Origin of the sequence: Bacillus cihuensis, assembly GCF_000504145.1 — a bacterium.
Lineage (GTDB): Bacteria > Bacillota > Bacilli > Bacillales > DSM-1321 > Peribacillus > Peribacillus huizhouensis.
On the sequence record NZ_KI632495.1, the window covers coordinates 1815398 to 1832561 of the forward strand.

Sequence of the window (17164 nt, forward strand, 5' to 3'; positions counted from 1 at the left end):
GTCATCCTTTTTCGAGGAAAAGGGGCGGGGCTTCGCAAAATCAGCTCCGCAACCCCACCTTCATTAGATGATACAGTTTTTAGATCCTGAACCTTTTTCATCCTAGGGATGAGAACAGACGCTCATTGTTGTTTTTGTTTACAGCTGTTTCAATTCAATAATTCGTTGATTAACAGCGTCGCGTTTTTCAACGTAGTCTTTTTCTTTCGCTTTTTCTTCCTCAATTACTTGTGCAGGGGCTTTTTTCACGAAGCCTTCATTGCCTAGTTTCTTTTGCACACGTTCTACTTCTTTATTCAGTTTCTCTAGTTCTTTATCAAGACGCTTGATTTCGTCTTCGATATTAATTAAGCCTTGAAGTGGTAAAATAAGCTCCACACCTGTAACGACAGCTGTCATTGCTTGGCCTGGCTCATCCACTACTGTACCGATCGTTAATTCTTCTGGGTTACAGAATCGTTCAATATAGGCACGGTTATTCTGAAGTGTTGTTACAATGTTTTCATCTTTTGCTTTTAGGATCAATTTAATTTTCTTGCTTAGCGGTGTATTTACTTCACTGCGAATATTCCGTACAGAACGGATAATTTCCACAAGCAGTTTCATTTCCTCAGCGGCAATACCGTCAGAAAGCTCGGAACGTACTTCTGGCCAAGCAGCAACAGTGATTGATTCGCCACTATGCGGCAAGTTTTGCCAAATTTCTTCCGTGATAAATGGCATAAATGGATGTAATAAACGCATCGTATTGTCAAGTACATAGGCAAGAATTGAACGAGTCGTTTTCTTCGCTGCTTCATCTTCTCCGTAAAGTGGTAGCTTCGCCATTTCAATATACCAGTCACAGAAGTCATCCCAAATGAAGTTATAAAGTGCGCGGCCAACTTCACCGAATTCATATTTATCAGCTAGACGAGTAACGGTTTCAATCGTTTCATTTAGACGAGTTAAGATCCATTTATCCGCAACGGATTTTTCACCTGTCAAATCAATTTCTTCGTATTTCATTCCGTCCATATTCATCAACGCGAAACGAGATGCATTCCAAATTTTATTAGCGAAGTTCCATACAGCTTCAACTTTTTCTGTGCTGTAGCGCAGATCTTGACCTGGTGAACTTCCTGTTGATAAGAAGTAACGTAATGAATCGGCACCATATTGATCGATGACATCCATTGGATCGACTCCATTACCAAGGGATTTACTCATTTTACGACCTTGTTCATCACGTACTAGCCCATGAATTAATACATCTTTAAATGGACGTTCGCCAGTGAATTCAATCGCTTGGAAAATCATTCGAGACACCCAGAAGAAGATAATGTCATAGCCCGTAACGAGTGAACCAGTTGGATAATAGCGTTTGAAATCGGCGCTTTCACGATCCGGCCAGCCCATCGTTGAAAATGGCCATAATGCCGAGCTGAACCATGTATCAAGAACATCTGTATCTTGTTCCCAGTTTTCAATGTCACTAGGTTCTTCTTGACCTACATATACTTCGCCTGTTTCTTTATGATACCAAGCTGGAATGCGATGTCCCCACCAAAGCTGACGAGAAATACACCAATCACGAATATTCTCCATCCAACGTAAATACGTTTTCTCAAAACGATCCGGTACGAAGTGAACTTTTTCTTCGTCTGATCCTTGTTGAAGTTTAATCGCTTCATCTGCTAATGGCTGCATTTTAACGAACCACTGAGTAGAAAGATACGGTTCAACAACAGCGCCACTTCGCTCAGAATGACCGACAGAATGCATATGTTCTTCAATTTTGAAAAGAACACCTTGCTCTTGTAAGTCTTTGACAATTTGTTTACGGCATTCAAAACGATCCATACCCTTGTATGTGCCGGCATTGTCATTCATTGTCCCATCTTCGTTCATCACAAGGATGCGCTCTAAATTATGGCGATTGCCAATTTCAAAGTCATTTGGATCATGGGCTGGCGTAATCTTCACAGCACCTGAACCGAATTCCTTATCGACATAATCATCGGCAACAATTGGAATTTGACGGCCGGTAATCGGCAGGATAACATGCTTGCCAATTAAGTGCTTATAGCGGTCATCTTCTGGATGAACAGCAACTGCTGTATCCCCTAGCATCGTTTCTGGACGAGTTGTCGCAACTTCGATAGAACCTGATCCATCAGCTAATGGATAGTTCATATGATAAAACGCACCCTGAACATCCTGATGAATCACCTCGATATCAGATAGCGCCGTTTTTGTTGAAGGGTCCCAGTTAATAATGTATTCGCCGCGATAAATCAAACCTTTATTATATAGTTTAACGAATACTTCACGAACCGCTTTAGAAAGCCCTTCGTCCAATGTAAATCGCTCTCGGCTATAATCAAGACCTAAACCTAGCTTTGCCCATTGATCACGGATATGGCCTGCATACTCTTCCTTCCAGCTCCAAGTCTCTTCGACAAACTTCTCACGACCAAGGTCATAACGGCTGATTCCATCAGCACGAAGCTTTTGCTCAACCTTAGCTTGAGTTGCAATTCCAGCATGGTCCATTCCCGGAAGCCACAAAACATCATAGCCCTGCATCCGTTTCATTCTCGTAATAATATCTTGAAGCGTCGTATCCCATGCATGACCTAGATGCAATTTACCTGTAACGTTCGGTGGTGGGATCACAATCGTGTATGGCTCTTTCTTTTCATCACTTTCCGCTTTGAAATACTGCCCATCTAACCACCATTTATAGCGGCCCTTTTCAATGGACTGCGGATCATATTTTGTCGGCATCGTTAATTCTTCCATCTGAATTTCCTCCTTAAAAATGTGTTAAAGACACAAAAAAACTTCCTTCATCACAAAAGGACGAAGAAAGTTGTTCGCGGTGCCACCTTTTTTCCGAAAAAAGAGTATAATCCTTTTCTCGGCTCTTAAAGATTTGATAACGGCTTTTCGCCGGCTTCCGCTACTTTTATTGTTCACGGAAACTGCTCATGGACGACTTCTGATGGTACACACTTAGAAACCTTTCAGCATTTGGCTTCCTCTCTTAAAGCGGTCTTTCATCATACTACTTCCAATCATAGCGGTTGATATGTAATTATTCATTAACATTCATTTTACAAAAGAAATACACCTAACGTCAATCATCTTCTTATTTTTTTAAACGTTAAGAAATTATAAATTGTCAGCGAAGAAGTTGATCCGACATAGTTTCCAATTTAATACTCGCCAATAGTCGAGTTTTATGTTACACAGTATATCCGGAAATGTGAGCATTCATTCACAAAACTCCACGAGTAACCATATAATAGGGTACCTCTTAAAAAGAAAGGGTTGGGCAATTTTGAGACAACGTTATTCTCCCTATACGCTGCCGCCCTGGTTGAAAGGTATCCGTAATGTTTGTAGTCAGTTTATGTTACCGATATGTATTTTTCAGGGATTTCGCACACTTTTGTTTCCGACATTTTTAGATATTTTGATTCTATCAATCGTCGTCGTACTTTTGATTTCTTTTCGACAAAATTGGATATAAGGATAAAAATAATCCGAAGCGTAATGCCACCATTCTTTATTAGCATATGCTCCGGATTATTCTGGATTCGGTTCTTGTTGTTGTTGTTGCTGTGCTTCTACAGCCGCTTTCTTTGCTCTTTCGTTTTCCTCGATTTTCATCACCATATACTCAATATTTTTCACTAACCAATATTGCCGTTGAAAATGACGGACATATTGCAGTTCACTCCGGTTCCCCTTTTTTTCAACATATCCTTTTACTACAGCAATCGATGATTCTGGGTAAGCGAGATAGCTTTGAAATAGCAGGACTTCCTCAGGTTTTAAGGGGAAATAGCGCATATAGTTATAGAGAAGGTCGACACAGTCATCACAGGGAAACGGATACGTTCTCGCAGCCTCTACCAGATAGGGCAGCAAGTCAAAATGTGGCGGAGCTGTTCTTGAATTTTCGAAGTTGATAAAGTAGCCATAGCCTCGATCATCGTATACGTAGTGCTTCAATGAAACTTTGCCATGTGTCACAACTGTCCGGATCTTTTCATGATCCTTTGTTTTCTCATACCAGTCTTCTAGTTTTTTCGTTGAATATTCTAGAGCCTGTGATAAATCGGTATAGTACGTACAATACATCAACTCAAATGGCGACATATACCATTTCTTTTCACAGCTTTCAACAAATTCACGGAGAAATCCCAGCTGTTTCTTCCACTCTTCATTGGTCGATTGATAATGTTCTTCACGTTCCTCTGCCTCAACGGTAATCTCTCTGACAGACAAAGTGTGCATGCGGGCAAGCTCACGAAACATTTGCTTATTCCGTTCGGAACGCTCTCCAGTTTCCTGATCAGAAAGCCATGGCATCAAATAATACAAGCGATTATTGTGAAGCACCGCATAACGACCGTCCATCGTTTGATAGATGGGGACAATTCGATTATACCCACGCTGATATAGGCGTTGAATATTTCGGATAAAATCAATCCCAATATGAGGATCAATCGATTTTAGGGCAAAGACACCTTTATCACTGTACAGCTTTGTAATATTGCCAATAAATTCAATATGATACGTTTTTACCGAATAGTTAAGGAGAACCGCTTCGGTATCCTGCCTTCTTCTTTCATTATCCGCCATGGAATTCACTTCCATCAGTTAATTTCTAGATAAGGAGGCAGAACGAGGGAATGGCCCGTTCTACCTCCTTGTTTAATTTTGGCTGTTTTGTATCCTTTACTGCTTTTAATTATATTTACAATACTATCCTAGGTTGCTCATTTTCCATGAGCGCTCACTCAACTACAATCAACATCTGCTCGAATTTGCTATTTGCTAAAAACAACAATCTTTACGAAAAGAGTTTTAATTTTTAATCGCTCTCACCTTTGGAACGTATAATACTTGACCCTCATAAATATCTTGACTTGGTTCTAGTTCATTGCTGTTTAGAAGGGACTGTACACTGACTTCATAGCGTTCAGCTAAGCTGTCTAACGTTTCTCCTTGCTGAACAATGCACACTTTAATACCAATTAACTCTTCCTCTTGTTTTCGTCCTAAGAAAGACGTTAACGAAAGATGATCTTCTTTCGTTGCCTCTTTTTCTGACGTTTCTCTTTCTGAGACTTTTTCACGTTCAGACGGATCTTTCTTCGTTGATTTTTCTTCTTTCCTTCGGACAAAATCTAGTAATGGACCGTGTTCCTTCTCTATCTGAGAATGTTCGTGAACGTCCTCAGCAACCATTTCTGATGCTCGGAGTTCTTCTAAGTGTTGCTCCACTTTTGGCGGTTCAACCGCTTGTATTTCTTGTATTTCTTTTGTTTTATTGGCATAGATTGGCCGCGATTCTTCTGCATCTTCAATGTCTGGCAGTTTCCTAGCCTCTACAATAAACGGAGTAAATAACTCGTCCTCATCCTCTTTTTCCACTTCCATTTCTCGAGATAATGGAACTAGTTCGGTTTGTATTTCTTCTTGTTCATGATAAATAGAAACAGGATCTTGTTCTATTTTCTCTGGCGAATAATCGATTTCTTCAACTATATTTGCTGACTCTTCTAATTCTCGGAAAAGTGTGACTTGTTCTGATTCATTTTCCTCTAACATATCGTCCACTTCTTCCGTCTCGTTTACCATCTCTTCCTGATCCCTATAATAAGCAAGGGGCTCTTGGTCAAATGCCACATTTTCAGACTGAGAGGAAGTCTCCTCTTCAAATTCTACTTCAACCGTTTCTTCCCATGTTGAATTCGCTTCATCCCGCTCATTTTCTTCCTCTTCATATTCATCTAAAAAATCTGCTGGTTCTTCCTGTTTCCTTTCACTTCGCGAGTCTTCAATTCCACTTATGATAAGTTCTGCCTCAAGCTTCAGGCAATTTTTTTCAGGCATAAAATAATCAAAAGCATGGATATTTACATCAATATTATCCAAAGACTGTATGCGATTGTTCGGAATCGTAATATCGACTGGTATACGGTGAATAAATTCACTTAACCCGTCTGCTCTTAGATCGACGCTATGAATCGTCTTCGGATAAAAAGGCTGTGAGAATTCAAGATCAGAAGTGCCATCTTCCTCCCCTGTTTCCTTATACTCACCACTCAAATCCAAAGAACCCCTAATCACTACATATTGATCACTCTCTTGAATAGTCACATTCGGTTCAAGCGATAGGGAATAAAGCTCTTCTATCTCCTGCCCTTTCTGAAACCAGACAGATTCCTCTAAGGAAAATCGTAAAAACGATTGATTTTCGATTGACAATCAAACTCCTCCTTCCAAACTAAAAAAACAAGTAACGATGCCATTAACAATCTATGAAAAGTTCAACGATAATATGACGTCAAAATAACGCGAAGAAAACGAAGTCTACAGTTTTTCATGTTGACGTATAAAGTGATACTTCAATCAGTAGTGTTTTTCTGCCCGTGCAGGATAAAACTTGTATTTGACGCATATTTTTTATTTTTGACACATAAAATCTAGTTTTGATGCATATCTTCACAAAAAAAAGCAGATTCACCTAAAAGGCAAACCTGCTTGTTACTTACGCTTATTTTCTCAATTTAGCAAATGCTTGTTCAGCAGCTGCGATTGTTTTTTCGATGTCTTCGTCACTGTGGGCAGTTGATAGGAAAAGCCCTTCGAATTGAGATGGTGGTAAGTACACACCTTGCTCAGCCATTTCACGGTAGTACGTGCCGAAGAAATTCAAATCGGATTGTTTCGCTGTTTCGTAATTGATGACATCTTCGTTTGTAAAGAATAAGCCAATCATAGAACCAGCTCGATTAAACGTATGTGGGATATCATATTTCTTGGCAACTTGACCAATGCCCGCTTCCAACATATCCCCTTTACGGGTAAATTCTTGATACACTTCAGGTGTCAGTTGGCTCAGTGTTTCCAGCCCAGCAGTCATCGCAAGCGGATTACCTGAGAGCGTTCCTGCCTGATAAATCGTTCCACTTGGGGCAACTCGTTCTAGAATCTCTCGTTTACCGCCAAATGCACCGACTGGTAAACCACCGCCGATTACTTTTCCTAGACAAGTAATATCAGGTGTCACACCGTAATGTCCTTGGGCACAATTATAACCAACACGGAATCCTGTCATCACTTCATCAAAAATTAATAATGAGCCGTATTGTTCGGTAACAGATCGTAAGCCTTCTAGGAATCCAGGTTGAGGTGGGACAACTCCCATATTGCCGGCCACTGGTTCAACGATGATAGCAGCAATGTCTTCACCAAATTGTTCAAATGCATATTTAACGCTTGCTAAATCATTGTATGGAACTGTAATCGTATTTCTTGCGATGCCTTCGGGTACACCTGGGCTGTCCGGCAAACCAAGTGTTGCGACACCGGAACCTGCCTTAATTAATAATGAATCGCTATGACCATGGTAACAACCCTCAAATTTCAAAATTTTATCGCGACCGGTATATCCACGTGCAAGTCGTAATGCACTCAAAGTCGCTTCTGTGCCCGATGAAACCATTCGGACCATTTCAATCGAAGGTACTCTTTCAATAACTAGCTTTGCTAATTCATTTTCAAGGAGTGTAGATGCTCCAAAACTTGTCCCTGTTTCTGCGACTTTTTTTAAAGCTTCCACGACACGGTCGTTCGAATGACCTAAAATAAGCGGACCCCATGACAACACATAATCGATGTATTCATTGCCATCAATATCAAAAATTTTTGAGCCTTTTCCCCGTTCCATAAAAATCGGATCCATGTCTACTGACTTGAATGCGCGAACCGGACTATTAACGCCGCCTGGCATTAAGTTCTGTGCTTCAGCAAAAGCCTGTTTTGATTTTTCATATGAACGCATGATACTCCCCACTTTATCGTTTATTTTAGTACGTGTTCAAAAAGGAGGATAAAAAGAGCCGAAAAGTTCTGCGAGCGATCGTCTCAAACCTTTCACATATGCAGTCATACGTGCGGACCGGACTTTTTGAACATCCTCTTTTAGAAAACGTTTCTTACTTCATGTCATTAAGATAGCGCGCAGCGTCTTTCGCAAAGTATGTAATGATTAAATCCGCTCCTGCACGTTTCATGCCTGTTAGCATTTCTAAGACAATCGACTTTTCATCTACCCAGCCGTTTAATGCAGCTGCTTTGACCATCGAATATTCTCCACTTACATTATAAGCAACAACTGGTAAAGTTGTATAATTTTTCACATCTCGGATAATATCTTGATAGGAAAGCGCCGGCTTGACGATGAGGAAATCTGCTCCTTCATCTATATCCGATTCCGCTTCACGGAATGCTTCCATCCGGTTAGCAGGGTCCATTTGATAGGTTTTTCGATCGCCGAACTGCGGTGCGCCATTAGCTGCTTCTCGGAAAGGACCGTAATAGGATGATGCATATTTAACCGCATAGGACATGATTGGCACGTCTAAAAAGCCTGCTTCATCAAGTCCAGCACGGATCGCTGTAACGAAACCGTCCATCATATTGGAAGGGGCGATAATATCCGCTCCTGCTTCAGCTTGACTAATTGCGGTTTTGGTAAGTAAGTCAAGGGACGCGTCATTGAGGATTTTATCGCCTTCTACTACTCCACAATGACCATGGCTTGTATACTCACATAGACAAGTGTCAGCTACAACAATCAACTCAGGATACGTTTCCTTAATTAAACGTGTAGCGACTTGAACAAGCCCGTTATGGCTAAATGCGCCTGTACCTTCTTCATCTTTATCATACTCAAACGGCACACCGAATAAGATGACGGATTTAATTCCTAAGCTCACGACTTCATCCACTTCTGCTAACAAATGATCCATGGAAAGCTGATATATCCCTGGCATAGAAGCGATTTCGTTTTTGATATCCTCACCATCAATGACAAAGATAGGATAAATGAAGTCCTCTTTATGTAAATACGTTTCGCGAACGAGGGAACGAATGCCAGCACTTGAGCGCAGACGACGGTGTCTCGTAAATTGAATGTCTTTCATATAAATTCCTCCTTAGATTGATTTCTAATTGAATGACTTTCTAGTAGTGTTAGAAACCACTTTCAGTCTGATGTAGGACATGGGGAAGAGGCTTCAAGACTTACTCTCCTTAGTACCCAGAAATCCAGCTCCGCACCACCACCATTGTGATTAGGTGTATGTAAAGTACTACATGATTTAACTTTCATAGTAAGTGGTGGTGTTTTAACGCAATATTCAGTTTGTATATTGTCTTGTCATATAGTCTGCCAAACTATCGATCATTGCTTCTGCTGTATATACTTTTGGAGAAACAGCTACGGACAGACCATATGATTCGGCTGTCTTCAATGCGATGGGTCCGATACAAGCAAAAACAATTTTCTCCAAACTCGCTTGCAAATCATGTTTGTTTACGATTTTCATAAAGTGATGAACCGTTGACGAACTGGTGAATGTAACAATATTCAATCGCCCATTAGTGAGCAATTCTGCTAACTTAGGCTCACTTGCTTTTGGCAAAACTGTTTGATATATAATCATTTCTTGGCATTGTGCCCCTGCCTCTCGAATTTTATCGGCAATAACCGTACGCGCTAAATTCCCCTTCGCAATAAGGACACGTGAGTCCTGCTTTAGCATAGGAATAAATTCCGCTACAAAGGCTTCCGCTACAAAATGTAGGGGGACAAAATCCGTACTAAGCCCGCGACTCATAAGGTATTCTTCTGTTTTACTGCCGATTACAGCAATCCGTGGCAATTTTACCGGTGCCTGTTCTTCTAGAAGACGGAAAAAATAGTCGACTCCGTTTTGGCTCGTAAGAATTAACCAGTCATATTCATGAATATGGCGAATATAATGGTTGAGTTGGTCGATATTATCAGGCAGGATAAAATCAATAAGTGGCACGACGCAAGCGTTGCCGCCATAACTCTCCACTTTTTCTACTATGCTCGCTGCCTGACTTTTCCCTCTAGTAATAAGAACATGAGAACCTTTTAAAGGGGCAGACTTATTCATTACTGATTGAGCTCCTCTTTGACAGAATCAATTAATGCTTTTGCACCTTTTTCCGTTAAAATCCGCGCTGCTTCAACGCCAATTTCTTGAGGATTTTCTCCAGTAACCACTTCTTTAAAAATTGTTTTTCCATCAGGAGATGCTATAAGTGCTGTTAATTCAATATTTCCCGTTTCTTTTGTAATTGCATAACCTGCAATCGGCACTTGACAGCCTCCTTCCATCTTATCAAGAAAGACGCGCTCTGCTTCTACAGTTGCCTTCGTTTCTTTAGACGTCAGCTTCTCCAATTGTTCCATGAGTTCAACATCTGATTCTCTACATTCAATCGCAAGTGCTCCTTGTCCTACTGCTGGAAGGCAAAGGTCTGGCTCCAAGAATTCTGTTACGATATCTGATTTCCAACCCATTCGGGAAAGACCCGCAGCTGCAAGGATGATCGCATCATAATCCTCATTTCTTAGTTTTTCAAGACGCGTATCAATATTTCCACGAATCCACTTAATTTCAAGATCTGGACGCTCTGCCAAAATTTGAGCACTGCGACGTAAACTGCTCGTACCGACAATCGCACCAGGCTTTAAATCTGCAAGCTTAACATGGTCCTTAGAAATCAATGCATCACGGTGATCTTCTCTCGGCGGAATGCACCCAATGGTTAAACCATCTGGCAATACAGCTGGCATATCTTTCATACTATGTACAGCCATATCAATTTCTTTATCTAAAAGTGCTTGCTCAATCTCTTTAACAAACAAGCCTTTGCCGCCCACTTTAGATAAAGTCACATCAAGAATTCGATCTCCTTTTGTCACAATTTCCTTTAATTCAAATTCAAACGGGACACCGAGCTCCTTTAATTGATTAATCACCCAGTTAGTCTGCGTAACAGCTAGCTTACTTCGTCTTGAACCGACAATTATTTTTCTCATGATATCCTCCTATGTAGTCCATAAATGAAATGTGGAAAGACTTCCGAAAAGGAAAAAGTTAATAAGTACTATTAAAAATGAAATAAGGTTCAGATAGGCCAACGTTTTTCCATACATTTGCTTTCGGACTTTAAAATATAAATAGATACTGTACACAATGAGCACTAAAAATGAACCAAGAATTTTTGGATCAAACCAGGTGACTTCTGGCACTTTGATATAGGCCCACTGCAACCCTAGAATAAGCGATAGAATCAACATCGGCACACCAACGACCGCGAGCACATAAGACATATGCTCAAGCTTGGCTAAATCGCCAAGCCGTAATAGACGCTTACCCCATTTCTTTCTTTTTAATAAATCGTATTGTATTAAATACAATAACGAGAATACAAAAGACAATGAAAACGCCCCATAGGATAGGATTGCAAGGGTGATATGTATCAGCAAAAGTTCTGAAACGAGCTGCTCTGCCAGTACCTTCGACTGAATTTGAACCGGTGCAAATGTATGAATCGCCATCACGATGAACCCTAATACATTCGTAAAAAATACAGTAAAATCAACCGGTAGAAATTTATTGATCATCAACGATAACGTAATGAGCACCCATGCATAAAAATATAAGCCTTCAAAGATCGTCAGCACGGGGAATCTGCCCGTTTGCAACATATATAAAAATAGAAATATGGTTTGTAGAACCCAAACAATAGCAAGTAACCAGAAAGCTCCTTTGTTTGCCTTCTGGTTATTATGAAGAAAATCAATAAAATATAAGAGCACACTTGCTGCATAAATTAATACAGTTACTTCATGCAATCTTGTCATCATCAATTCCATATAATACTCCAACTACACTTGAACAGGGACTGGTTTGACCTGCACTACTTTTCTATTTGCCTGTTGTACAGGCACAGTAGAATCTTCCACTAAATCTTCCAATTGAAAAATCTTCACAAAACGATCCAAAGCTTCTTTCGCATTTGGCTCGACCGCTATTTCTTTCGCATAAAGAATTGGATCTTTCAGCATTTGGTTAATGATGCTCTTCGTATGCTTGCTAATTAGCTTTCGATCGCGATCGCTTAAATGAGGAAGCTTACGCTCAAGACTTACCATTGTCTCGGATTGGATCGACAGCGCCTTCTCCCTAAGTGCTGAAATAACCGGCACAACACCTAAGACGTTTACCCATTGATTAAATTCAACAATCTCGGATTCAATCATCATGTAAATACTCTCGGCAGCTTTTTTTCGTTCCTGCATGTTTGCTTCTACAATTCCTTCAAGATCGTCAATGTCATATAAGAAAACATTTTCATGTTCAGCGATTGCAGGATCTAAGTCACGTGGAACCGCAATATCAACCATCAAAATCGGTCGGCCTTTACGCATTTTGTTCACAAAGGTCATCATTTCTTTATTAATGACAAAATCCTTTGCACCAGTTGAACTAATGAGGATATCTGCTTCCACTAGCGCACATTGCAATTCTTGTAACTGTTTCGCTTTACCAGAAAAGCGATCAGCTAAAGCAACAGCTTTCTCATATGTGCGGTTAATGACTGTGATATCATCTGCGCCATTGCCGTGGAGATTTTGAATGGCCAGCTCTCCCATTTTCCCTGCACCTAGAATGAGCGTATTCTTTCCCTTTAATCCGCCAAATATTTTCTTAGCTAACTCGACAGCTGCATAGCTTACAGATACAGCATTTGTATTTATTTCTGTTTCAGAATGGGCTTTTTTTGCTAACGTTAATGATTGCTTAAAAAGATGATTGAACACAGTGCCAATTGTGGATTGTTTTTGGGCTTCCATATAGCTTGAACGAACTTGTCCAAGAATTTGTGTTTCACCAAGAACCATCGAATCTAAACCACAAGCCACTTTAAATAAATGTTCAATCGCTCCCTCGCCTTCATAGATTGTAAGATAGGAAGAAAACGCTTCTCTTTCGATATTGAACCACTCTGAAAGGAATTCTTTTATATAATATCTGCTTGTGTGCAATTGATCTGCCACCGCATAGATTTCGGTACGGTTACATGTCGAAATAATCACGTTTTCGAGAATACTTTTTTTATTTTTTAACGCTTTCATTGCTAAAGCAAGTTCAGCTTCGTTGAATGATAATTTCTCACGAATTTCGACAGGGGCAGATTTATAATTTAAGCCTACCGCTAATATATGCATCCTTCGTATTGCACCCCCAGTAAATTCAATCTTAACAAACCATATTATATCATTTATATTTTACTTAAAACGTCAAAATTATGAACAGTTCATGAAAACATATGCTAACATGGTACTGGTATGAAAAAATTACACCGTACATAGGTAGTTTTCGACAATTCATTTATATAAAATTACCATATCAAAAAACAAAACGAACTTCAAGTAAACAAATTAGGAGGGCATGATGAAAAATCAACGAATCTTTCCCGGCATTATTCTACTCGGCTTCGGGCTCTATTTCTTGCTTCAACAATATAACCTCGTCTTATTTAAAGACTTTTTCAATTGGCCCACAGTTCTATGTATCATCGGAGCTGCTTTTTTAGGTGAAGCATATGGTGGGAAACAGACTCATGCCATCCTTCCAGGTGTGATTCTGTTTGGAACCGGCCTGCACTTTCATCTAGTTGGCCATCTTACATTTTGGCCAAGTCACATCGGTGTTCTTCTTCTCATCGTTGCCATTGGCTTCCTAATGCAGGCAAGTAAAATGAAATCAAGCTCAATTCAAGGCATCTTATTGCTTATTATTGCCATTATAACGGTCTATTATGACCAACTCATTAGCAAATTTGGACTGAGCGAAACGGCACTCGCAAACTCAGCGCCTTATTGGCCATTCCTTGTCATGGGGCTTGGAATCTATATTCTTTTCCTTAAAAAGAAATAAAGAAGGGGTCGGACCTAATCATTTATATGACGTGTACATGTCAGTAAACAATGTGTAGAGTGTTAGGTCTGGCCCTTTTTGCGTTTATGCTCGAAAATCGTGCATATACTTCTTCAACATGAAAAGGGTCAGACCCCACATCTTTTTCTATCGTTTATTTGACGTGTACATGTCACTATAAACAATGTGTAGTGTGTGGTCTGACCCTATTCTTACATATACTTCTTCAACAATCCCCATGCTTCGTCTTTCCCTTGGCCCGTTTCACCAGAGAAAACGATGGTTTCGTCTTCTTTTTCCATATCCAATGTCTCACGAGTTACTTTTAAATGTTTTTGCCATTTCCCTTTTGGGATTTTGTCCGCTTTCGTTGCAACGACAATGACAGGCAAATCATAATGCTTAAAGAAATCATACATCATGATATCGTCTTTTGTCGGTGGGTGGCGCAAGTCAACGATGAGTAAAGCTGCTTTAAGCTGCTCACGGTTTGTAAAATACGTTTCAATCATTTTCCCCCACGCTGCCCGCTCCGTTTTAGACACTTTTGCGTAGCCATATCCAGGCACGTCAACAAAGTGCAACATGTCGTTAATGATATAAAAATTTAACGTTTGCGTCTTTCCTGGCTTTGAAGATGTCCGTGCAAGGTTTTTGCGATTAATCATCTTATTGATAAAGCTGGATTTGCCGACGTTTGATCTTCCTGCAAGGGCGAACTCCGGAATCGGTTCATTTGGATATTGTTCCGGCTTCACCGCACTGATGACGATATCGGCACTTGTTACTTTCATTCTGTTTCACCTACCAATGCATGTTCCAATACTTCATCAACATGAGAAACGAGAACAAATTCTAATTCTTGACGAACACTTTCCGGGATATCGTCAATGTCTTTTTCATTATTTTTTGGAATAATGATTTTCTTTAAACCTGCCCGGTGTGCGGCTAATGATTTTTCTTTTAAACCGCCAATCGGAAGCACACGGCCACGCAAGGTAATTTCCCCTGTCATCCCTACTTCTCGATGAACTGGTCGACCTGTTAAAGCAGAAATTAACGCTGTCGCAAGCGTAATCCCTGCTGAAGGTCCGTCTTTGGGAACAGCTCCTTCTGGTACGTGAATATGAATATCATGCTTTTCATGAAAATTTGCATCAATTCCAAGTTGTTCAGTTTTCGTACGAACAAAACTAAAGGCTGCCTGAGCAGATTCCTTCATGACATCACCCAGTTGTCCTGTCAGAACGAGCTTCCCTTTTCCAGGTGAAAGAGATACTTCAATTTGGAGAGTATCTCCACCTACCGTAGTATACGCAAGACCCGTTGCGACACCAACTTGATCCTCCGCTTCTGCTTGGCCGTAATGGAAAATGGTTTTGCCTAGGAAATCTTCTACGTTTTTCTCACTAACCACCACACGCTTTTTCTCACCGGAAACGATGATTTTCGCAGTTTTACGGCAAATGCTAGCTAATTGACGTTCTAGACTTCTGACACCAGCTTCTCTCGTGTAATAGCGAATGATATTGACTAATGCCTCTTCACGAACTTGAAGCTGTGTTTTTTGCAAACCGTGATTTTCCATTTGGCGAATGAGCAAATGATCTTTTGCAATATGAAGTTTCTCTATCTCGGTATACCCTGCAATTGAGATAATTTCCATCCGATCTCGTAATGGTCCTGGTATTGTCGCCAAATTATTAGCTGTTGCAATGAACATCACTTTTGAGAGGTCGTACGTTTCTTCAATATAATGATCACTGAAATGATTATTTTGTTCAGGATCCAATACTTCAAGCATAGCTGCTGAAGGATCGCCTCTAAAATCATTGGACATTTTATCGATTTCATCTAATAAAAACACTGGATTAATCGTTCCTGCTTTTTTCATGCCTTGAATGATTCGTCCTGGCATCGCACCAACATAAGTTCTTCTATGTCCACGTATTTCCGATTCGTCTCTGACACCACCAAGGGAAATCCGAACGAAATTACGATTCATCGAAGTTGCAATCGAACGTGCAAGAGAAGTTTTCCCTACTCCAGGCGGTCCGACAAGACAAAGAATTGGCCCTTTAAGCGACTGTGTTAATTGCTGAACAGCCAAATACTCAAGCACACGCTCTTTCACTTTTTCAAGACCATGATGTTCACGATTCAACACCTTTTCAGCTTTTTGAATATTTAAATCATCTTTCGTTGCCTTGGACCAAGGAAGCGTGATGAGCCATTCGATATAATTACGGATGACGGAGCTTTCCGCAGAGGAAGAAGGGACTTTCTCGTATCGATCTAATTCCTTCATGGCCGTTTCCTTTATATGCTCTGGCATCCCTACTTCATTAATTTTCTCAGTAAGGACAGCTATCTCTCCAGTTTTTCCTTCTTTATCTCCAAGTTCTTTTTGAATTGCCTTCATTTGTTCACGCAAATAATACTCTTTTTGCGTTCTTTCCATTGAACGTTTCACGCGCTGGCCAATTTTCTTTTCGAGGTTCAATACTTCTTTTTCATTATTGATGATTTCGATTATTTTGCTTAATCGTTCTTTCACATCAACCGTTTCTAAAATTTCCTGTTTTTCTTTCGGCTTTAAAGGCAAATGGGAAGCTATTACATCGGCAAGCCTACCGGGCTCCTCAATGTCTGCCGTTGCAGCAAATGTTTCAGGGGTAATTTTCTTTGACATCTTTATGTACTGTTCAAAGTATTCCAACAGAGTTCGCATCAATGCCTGATGTTCAATTCCCTTTTCATCACTGTCTTCATACACGATAACTTCTGCAGAAAATTGTGTCTCGTTATCATAGAATTCAGTAATCCGAGCCCTGTTCAGTCCCTCTACTAATACGCGAATGGTACCGTTCGGGAGTTTCAGCATTTGCTTCACTTTTGTTAAAGTTCCCATATGATAAATATCTTCTTCACCTGGTTCTTCTAGGGAAACATCTTTTTGTGTTGTTAAAAAGATTAGATGATCTTCCACCATTGCTTTTTCCAAAGCTTGAACCGATTTGTCTCGTCCAACATCTAAATGTAGCACCATAGTAGGATATACAAGTAAGCCTCTTAATGGCAGGAGGGGGACGATGAGTTTCTTATCAGCCATGCCTGACACCTCCAATAATTTATCGTATAGTTTTCAAGATTGACCAGTGTAACAATTCTAACGTATTTACATGAACGTGTCTATCTGACAAGCTTATTCCCCTTTTATTATCTCCAAAAACAAAACAATACGCACGAAAAACCTAAAATTTAACGTATAGTAAACGAATATCCGTCCCCAAAAACTAGTTATTTTTAACTATTAAAATGTCCTAACAAGC

The 17164-nt window shown here is 40.1% G+C and carries 12 protein-coding genes and 1 other annotated feature; of the genes, 1 reads left to right on the top strand and 11 read right to left on the bottom strand.

The window, feature by feature from the left end; genetic code table 11:
- Nucleotides 1-138: 138 nt before the first annotated feature.
- The 9 genes from V179_RS0114515 to hemA form a co-directional block, all read right to left on the bottom strand.
- Nucleotides 139-2784, bottom strand: coding sequence for a valine--tRNA ligase (locus V179_RS0114515; protein WP_034301200.1), 2646 nt, complete (start codon nt 2782-2784; stop codon nt 139-141).
- A 53-nt stretch (nt 2785-2837) separates the two neighbouring features.
- Nucleotides 2838-3072 (bottom strand) — a binding site (T-box leader).
- Nucleotides 3073-3573: 501 nt separating this feature from the next.
- A complete protein-coding gene (gene ysxE, locus V179_RS0114520) occupies nt 3574-4635 on the bottom strand; it encodes a spore coat protein YsxE (RefSeq protein ID WP_028392112.1) in 1062 nt (353 codons plus the stop codon).
- A gap of 225 nt (nt 4636-4860) precedes the next feature.
- Nucleotides 4861-6267 carry a LysM peptidoglycan-binding domain-containing protein gene (locus tag V179_RS0114525; protein ID WP_028392113.1) on the bottom strand — a complete coding sequence of 469 codons (1407 nt, stop codon included), beginning with the start codon at nt 6265-6267 and terminating at the stop codon, nt 4861-4863.
- Nucleotides 6268-6556: 289 nt separating this feature from the next.
- A complete protein-coding gene (gene hemL / locus V179_RS0114530) occupies nt 6557-7846 on the bottom strand; it encodes a glutamate-1-semialdehyde 2,1-aminomutase (protein ID WP_028392114.1) in 1290 nt (429 codons plus the stop codon).
- Between the two features lie 154 nt (nt 7847-8000).
- Nucleotides 8001-8990, bottom strand: a complete 990-nt coding sequence (gene hemB, locus V179_RS0114535) for a porphobilinogen synthase (RefSeq protein ID WP_028392115.1) — start codon at nt 8988-8990, stop codon at nt 8001-8003.
- A 216-nt stretch (nt 8991-9206) separates the two neighbouring features.
- Nucleotides 9207-9992, bottom strand: coding sequence for a uroporphyrinogen-III synthase (locus V179_RS0114540; protein ID WP_028392116.1), 786 nt, complete (start codon nt 9990-9992; stop codon nt 9207-9209).
- Nucleotides 9992-10924 (bottom strand): hydroxymethylbilane synthase, encoded by a 933-nt coding sequence (gene hemC / locus V179_RS0114545; protein WP_028392117.1) that lies wholly within the window; start codon nt 10922-10924, stop codon nt 9992-9994. The genes V179_RS0114540 and hemC overlap by 1 nt, the downstream gene beginning before the upstream one ends.
- A 9-nt stretch (nt 10925-10933) precedes the next feature.
- Nucleotides 10934-11764 (bottom strand): cytochrome C assembly family protein, encoded by an 831-nt coding sequence (locus tag V179_RS0114550; protein ID WP_028392118.1) that lies wholly within the window; start codon nt 11762-11764, stop codon nt 10934-10936.
- A 12-nt stretch (nt 11765-11776) separates the two neighbouring features.
- Nucleotides 11777-13120: a glutamyl-tRNA reductase gene (hemA, locus tag V179_RS0114555; RefSeq protein WP_028392119.1), complete on the bottom strand. Its 1344-nt coding sequence runs from the start codon at nt 13118-13120 to the stop codon at nt 11777-11779.
- A 226-nt stretch (nt 13121-13346) separates the two neighbouring features.
- On the opposite strand from hemA, the gene V179_RS0114560 reads away from it, so the two are divergent.
- Nucleotides 13347-13832, top strand: coding sequence for a LiaI-LiaF-like domain-containing protein (locus tag V179_RS0114560; protein ID WP_028392120.1), 486 nt, complete (start codon nt 13347-13349; stop codon nt 13830-13832).
- A gap of 212 nt (nt 13833-14044) precedes the next feature.
- Here the strand turns inward: V179_RS0114560 and yihA are convergent, their stop codons facing one another.
- Together yihA and lon are read right to left on the bottom strand one after the other, a co-directional pair.
- Nucleotides 14045-14626 (bottom strand): ribosome biogenesis GTP-binding protein YihA/YsxC, encoded by a 582-nt coding sequence (yihA, locus tag V179_RS0114565; protein WP_028392121.1) that lies wholly within the window; start codon nt 14624-14626, stop codon nt 14045-14047.
- Entirely contained in the window at nt 14623-16944 is a 2322-nt protein-coding gene (gene lon / locus V179_RS0114570; protein ID WP_028392122.1) for an endopeptidase La, read from the bottom strand. Before lon ends, yihA begins: the two co-directional genes overlap by 4 nt.
- Nucleotides 16945-17164 lie beyond the last annotated feature (220 nt).

Coding starts and splice junctions, on each gene's coding strand:
- V179_RS0114515 (WP_034301200.1), bottom strand. CDS start 2,784: ATGGAAGAATTAACGATGCCGACAAAATATGATCCGCAGTCCATTGAA.
- ysxE (WP_028392112.1), bottom strand. CDS start 4,635: ATGGCGGATAATGAAAGAAGAAGGCAGGATACCGAAGCGGTTCTCCTT.
- hemL (WP_028392114.1), bottom strand. CDS start 7,846: ATGCGTTCATATGAAAAATCAAAACAGGCTTTTGCTGAAGCACAGAAC.
- hemB (WP_028392115.1), bottom strand. CDS start 8,990: ATGAAAGACATTCAATTTACGAGACACCGTCGTCTGCGCTCAAGTGCT.
- V179_RS0114540 (WP_028392116.1), bottom strand. CDS start 9,992: ATGAATAAGTCTGCCCCTTTAAAAGGTTCTCATGTTCTTATTACTAGA.
- hemC (WP_028392117.1), bottom strand. CDS start 10,924: ATGAGAAAAATAATTGTCGGTTCAAGACGAAGTAAGCTAGCTGTTACG.
- V179_RS0114550 (WP_028392118.1), bottom strand. CDS start 11,764: ATGGAATTGATGATGACAAGATTGCATGAAGTAACTGTATTAATTTAT.
- hemA (WP_028392119.1), bottom strand. CDS start 13,120: ATGCATATATTAGCGGTAGGCTTAAATTATAAATCTGCCCCTGTCGAA.
- V179_RS0114560 (WP_028392120.1), top strand. CDS start 13,347: ATGAAAAATCAACGAATCTTTCCCGGCATTATTCTACTCGGCTTCGGG.
- yihA (WP_028392121.1), bottom strand. CDS start 14,626: ATGAAAGTAACAAGTGCCGATATCGTCATCAGTGCGGTGAAGCCGGAA.
- lon (WP_028392122.1), bottom strand. CDS start 16,944: ATGGCTGATAAGAAACTCATCGTCCCCCTCCTGCCATTAAGAGGCTTA.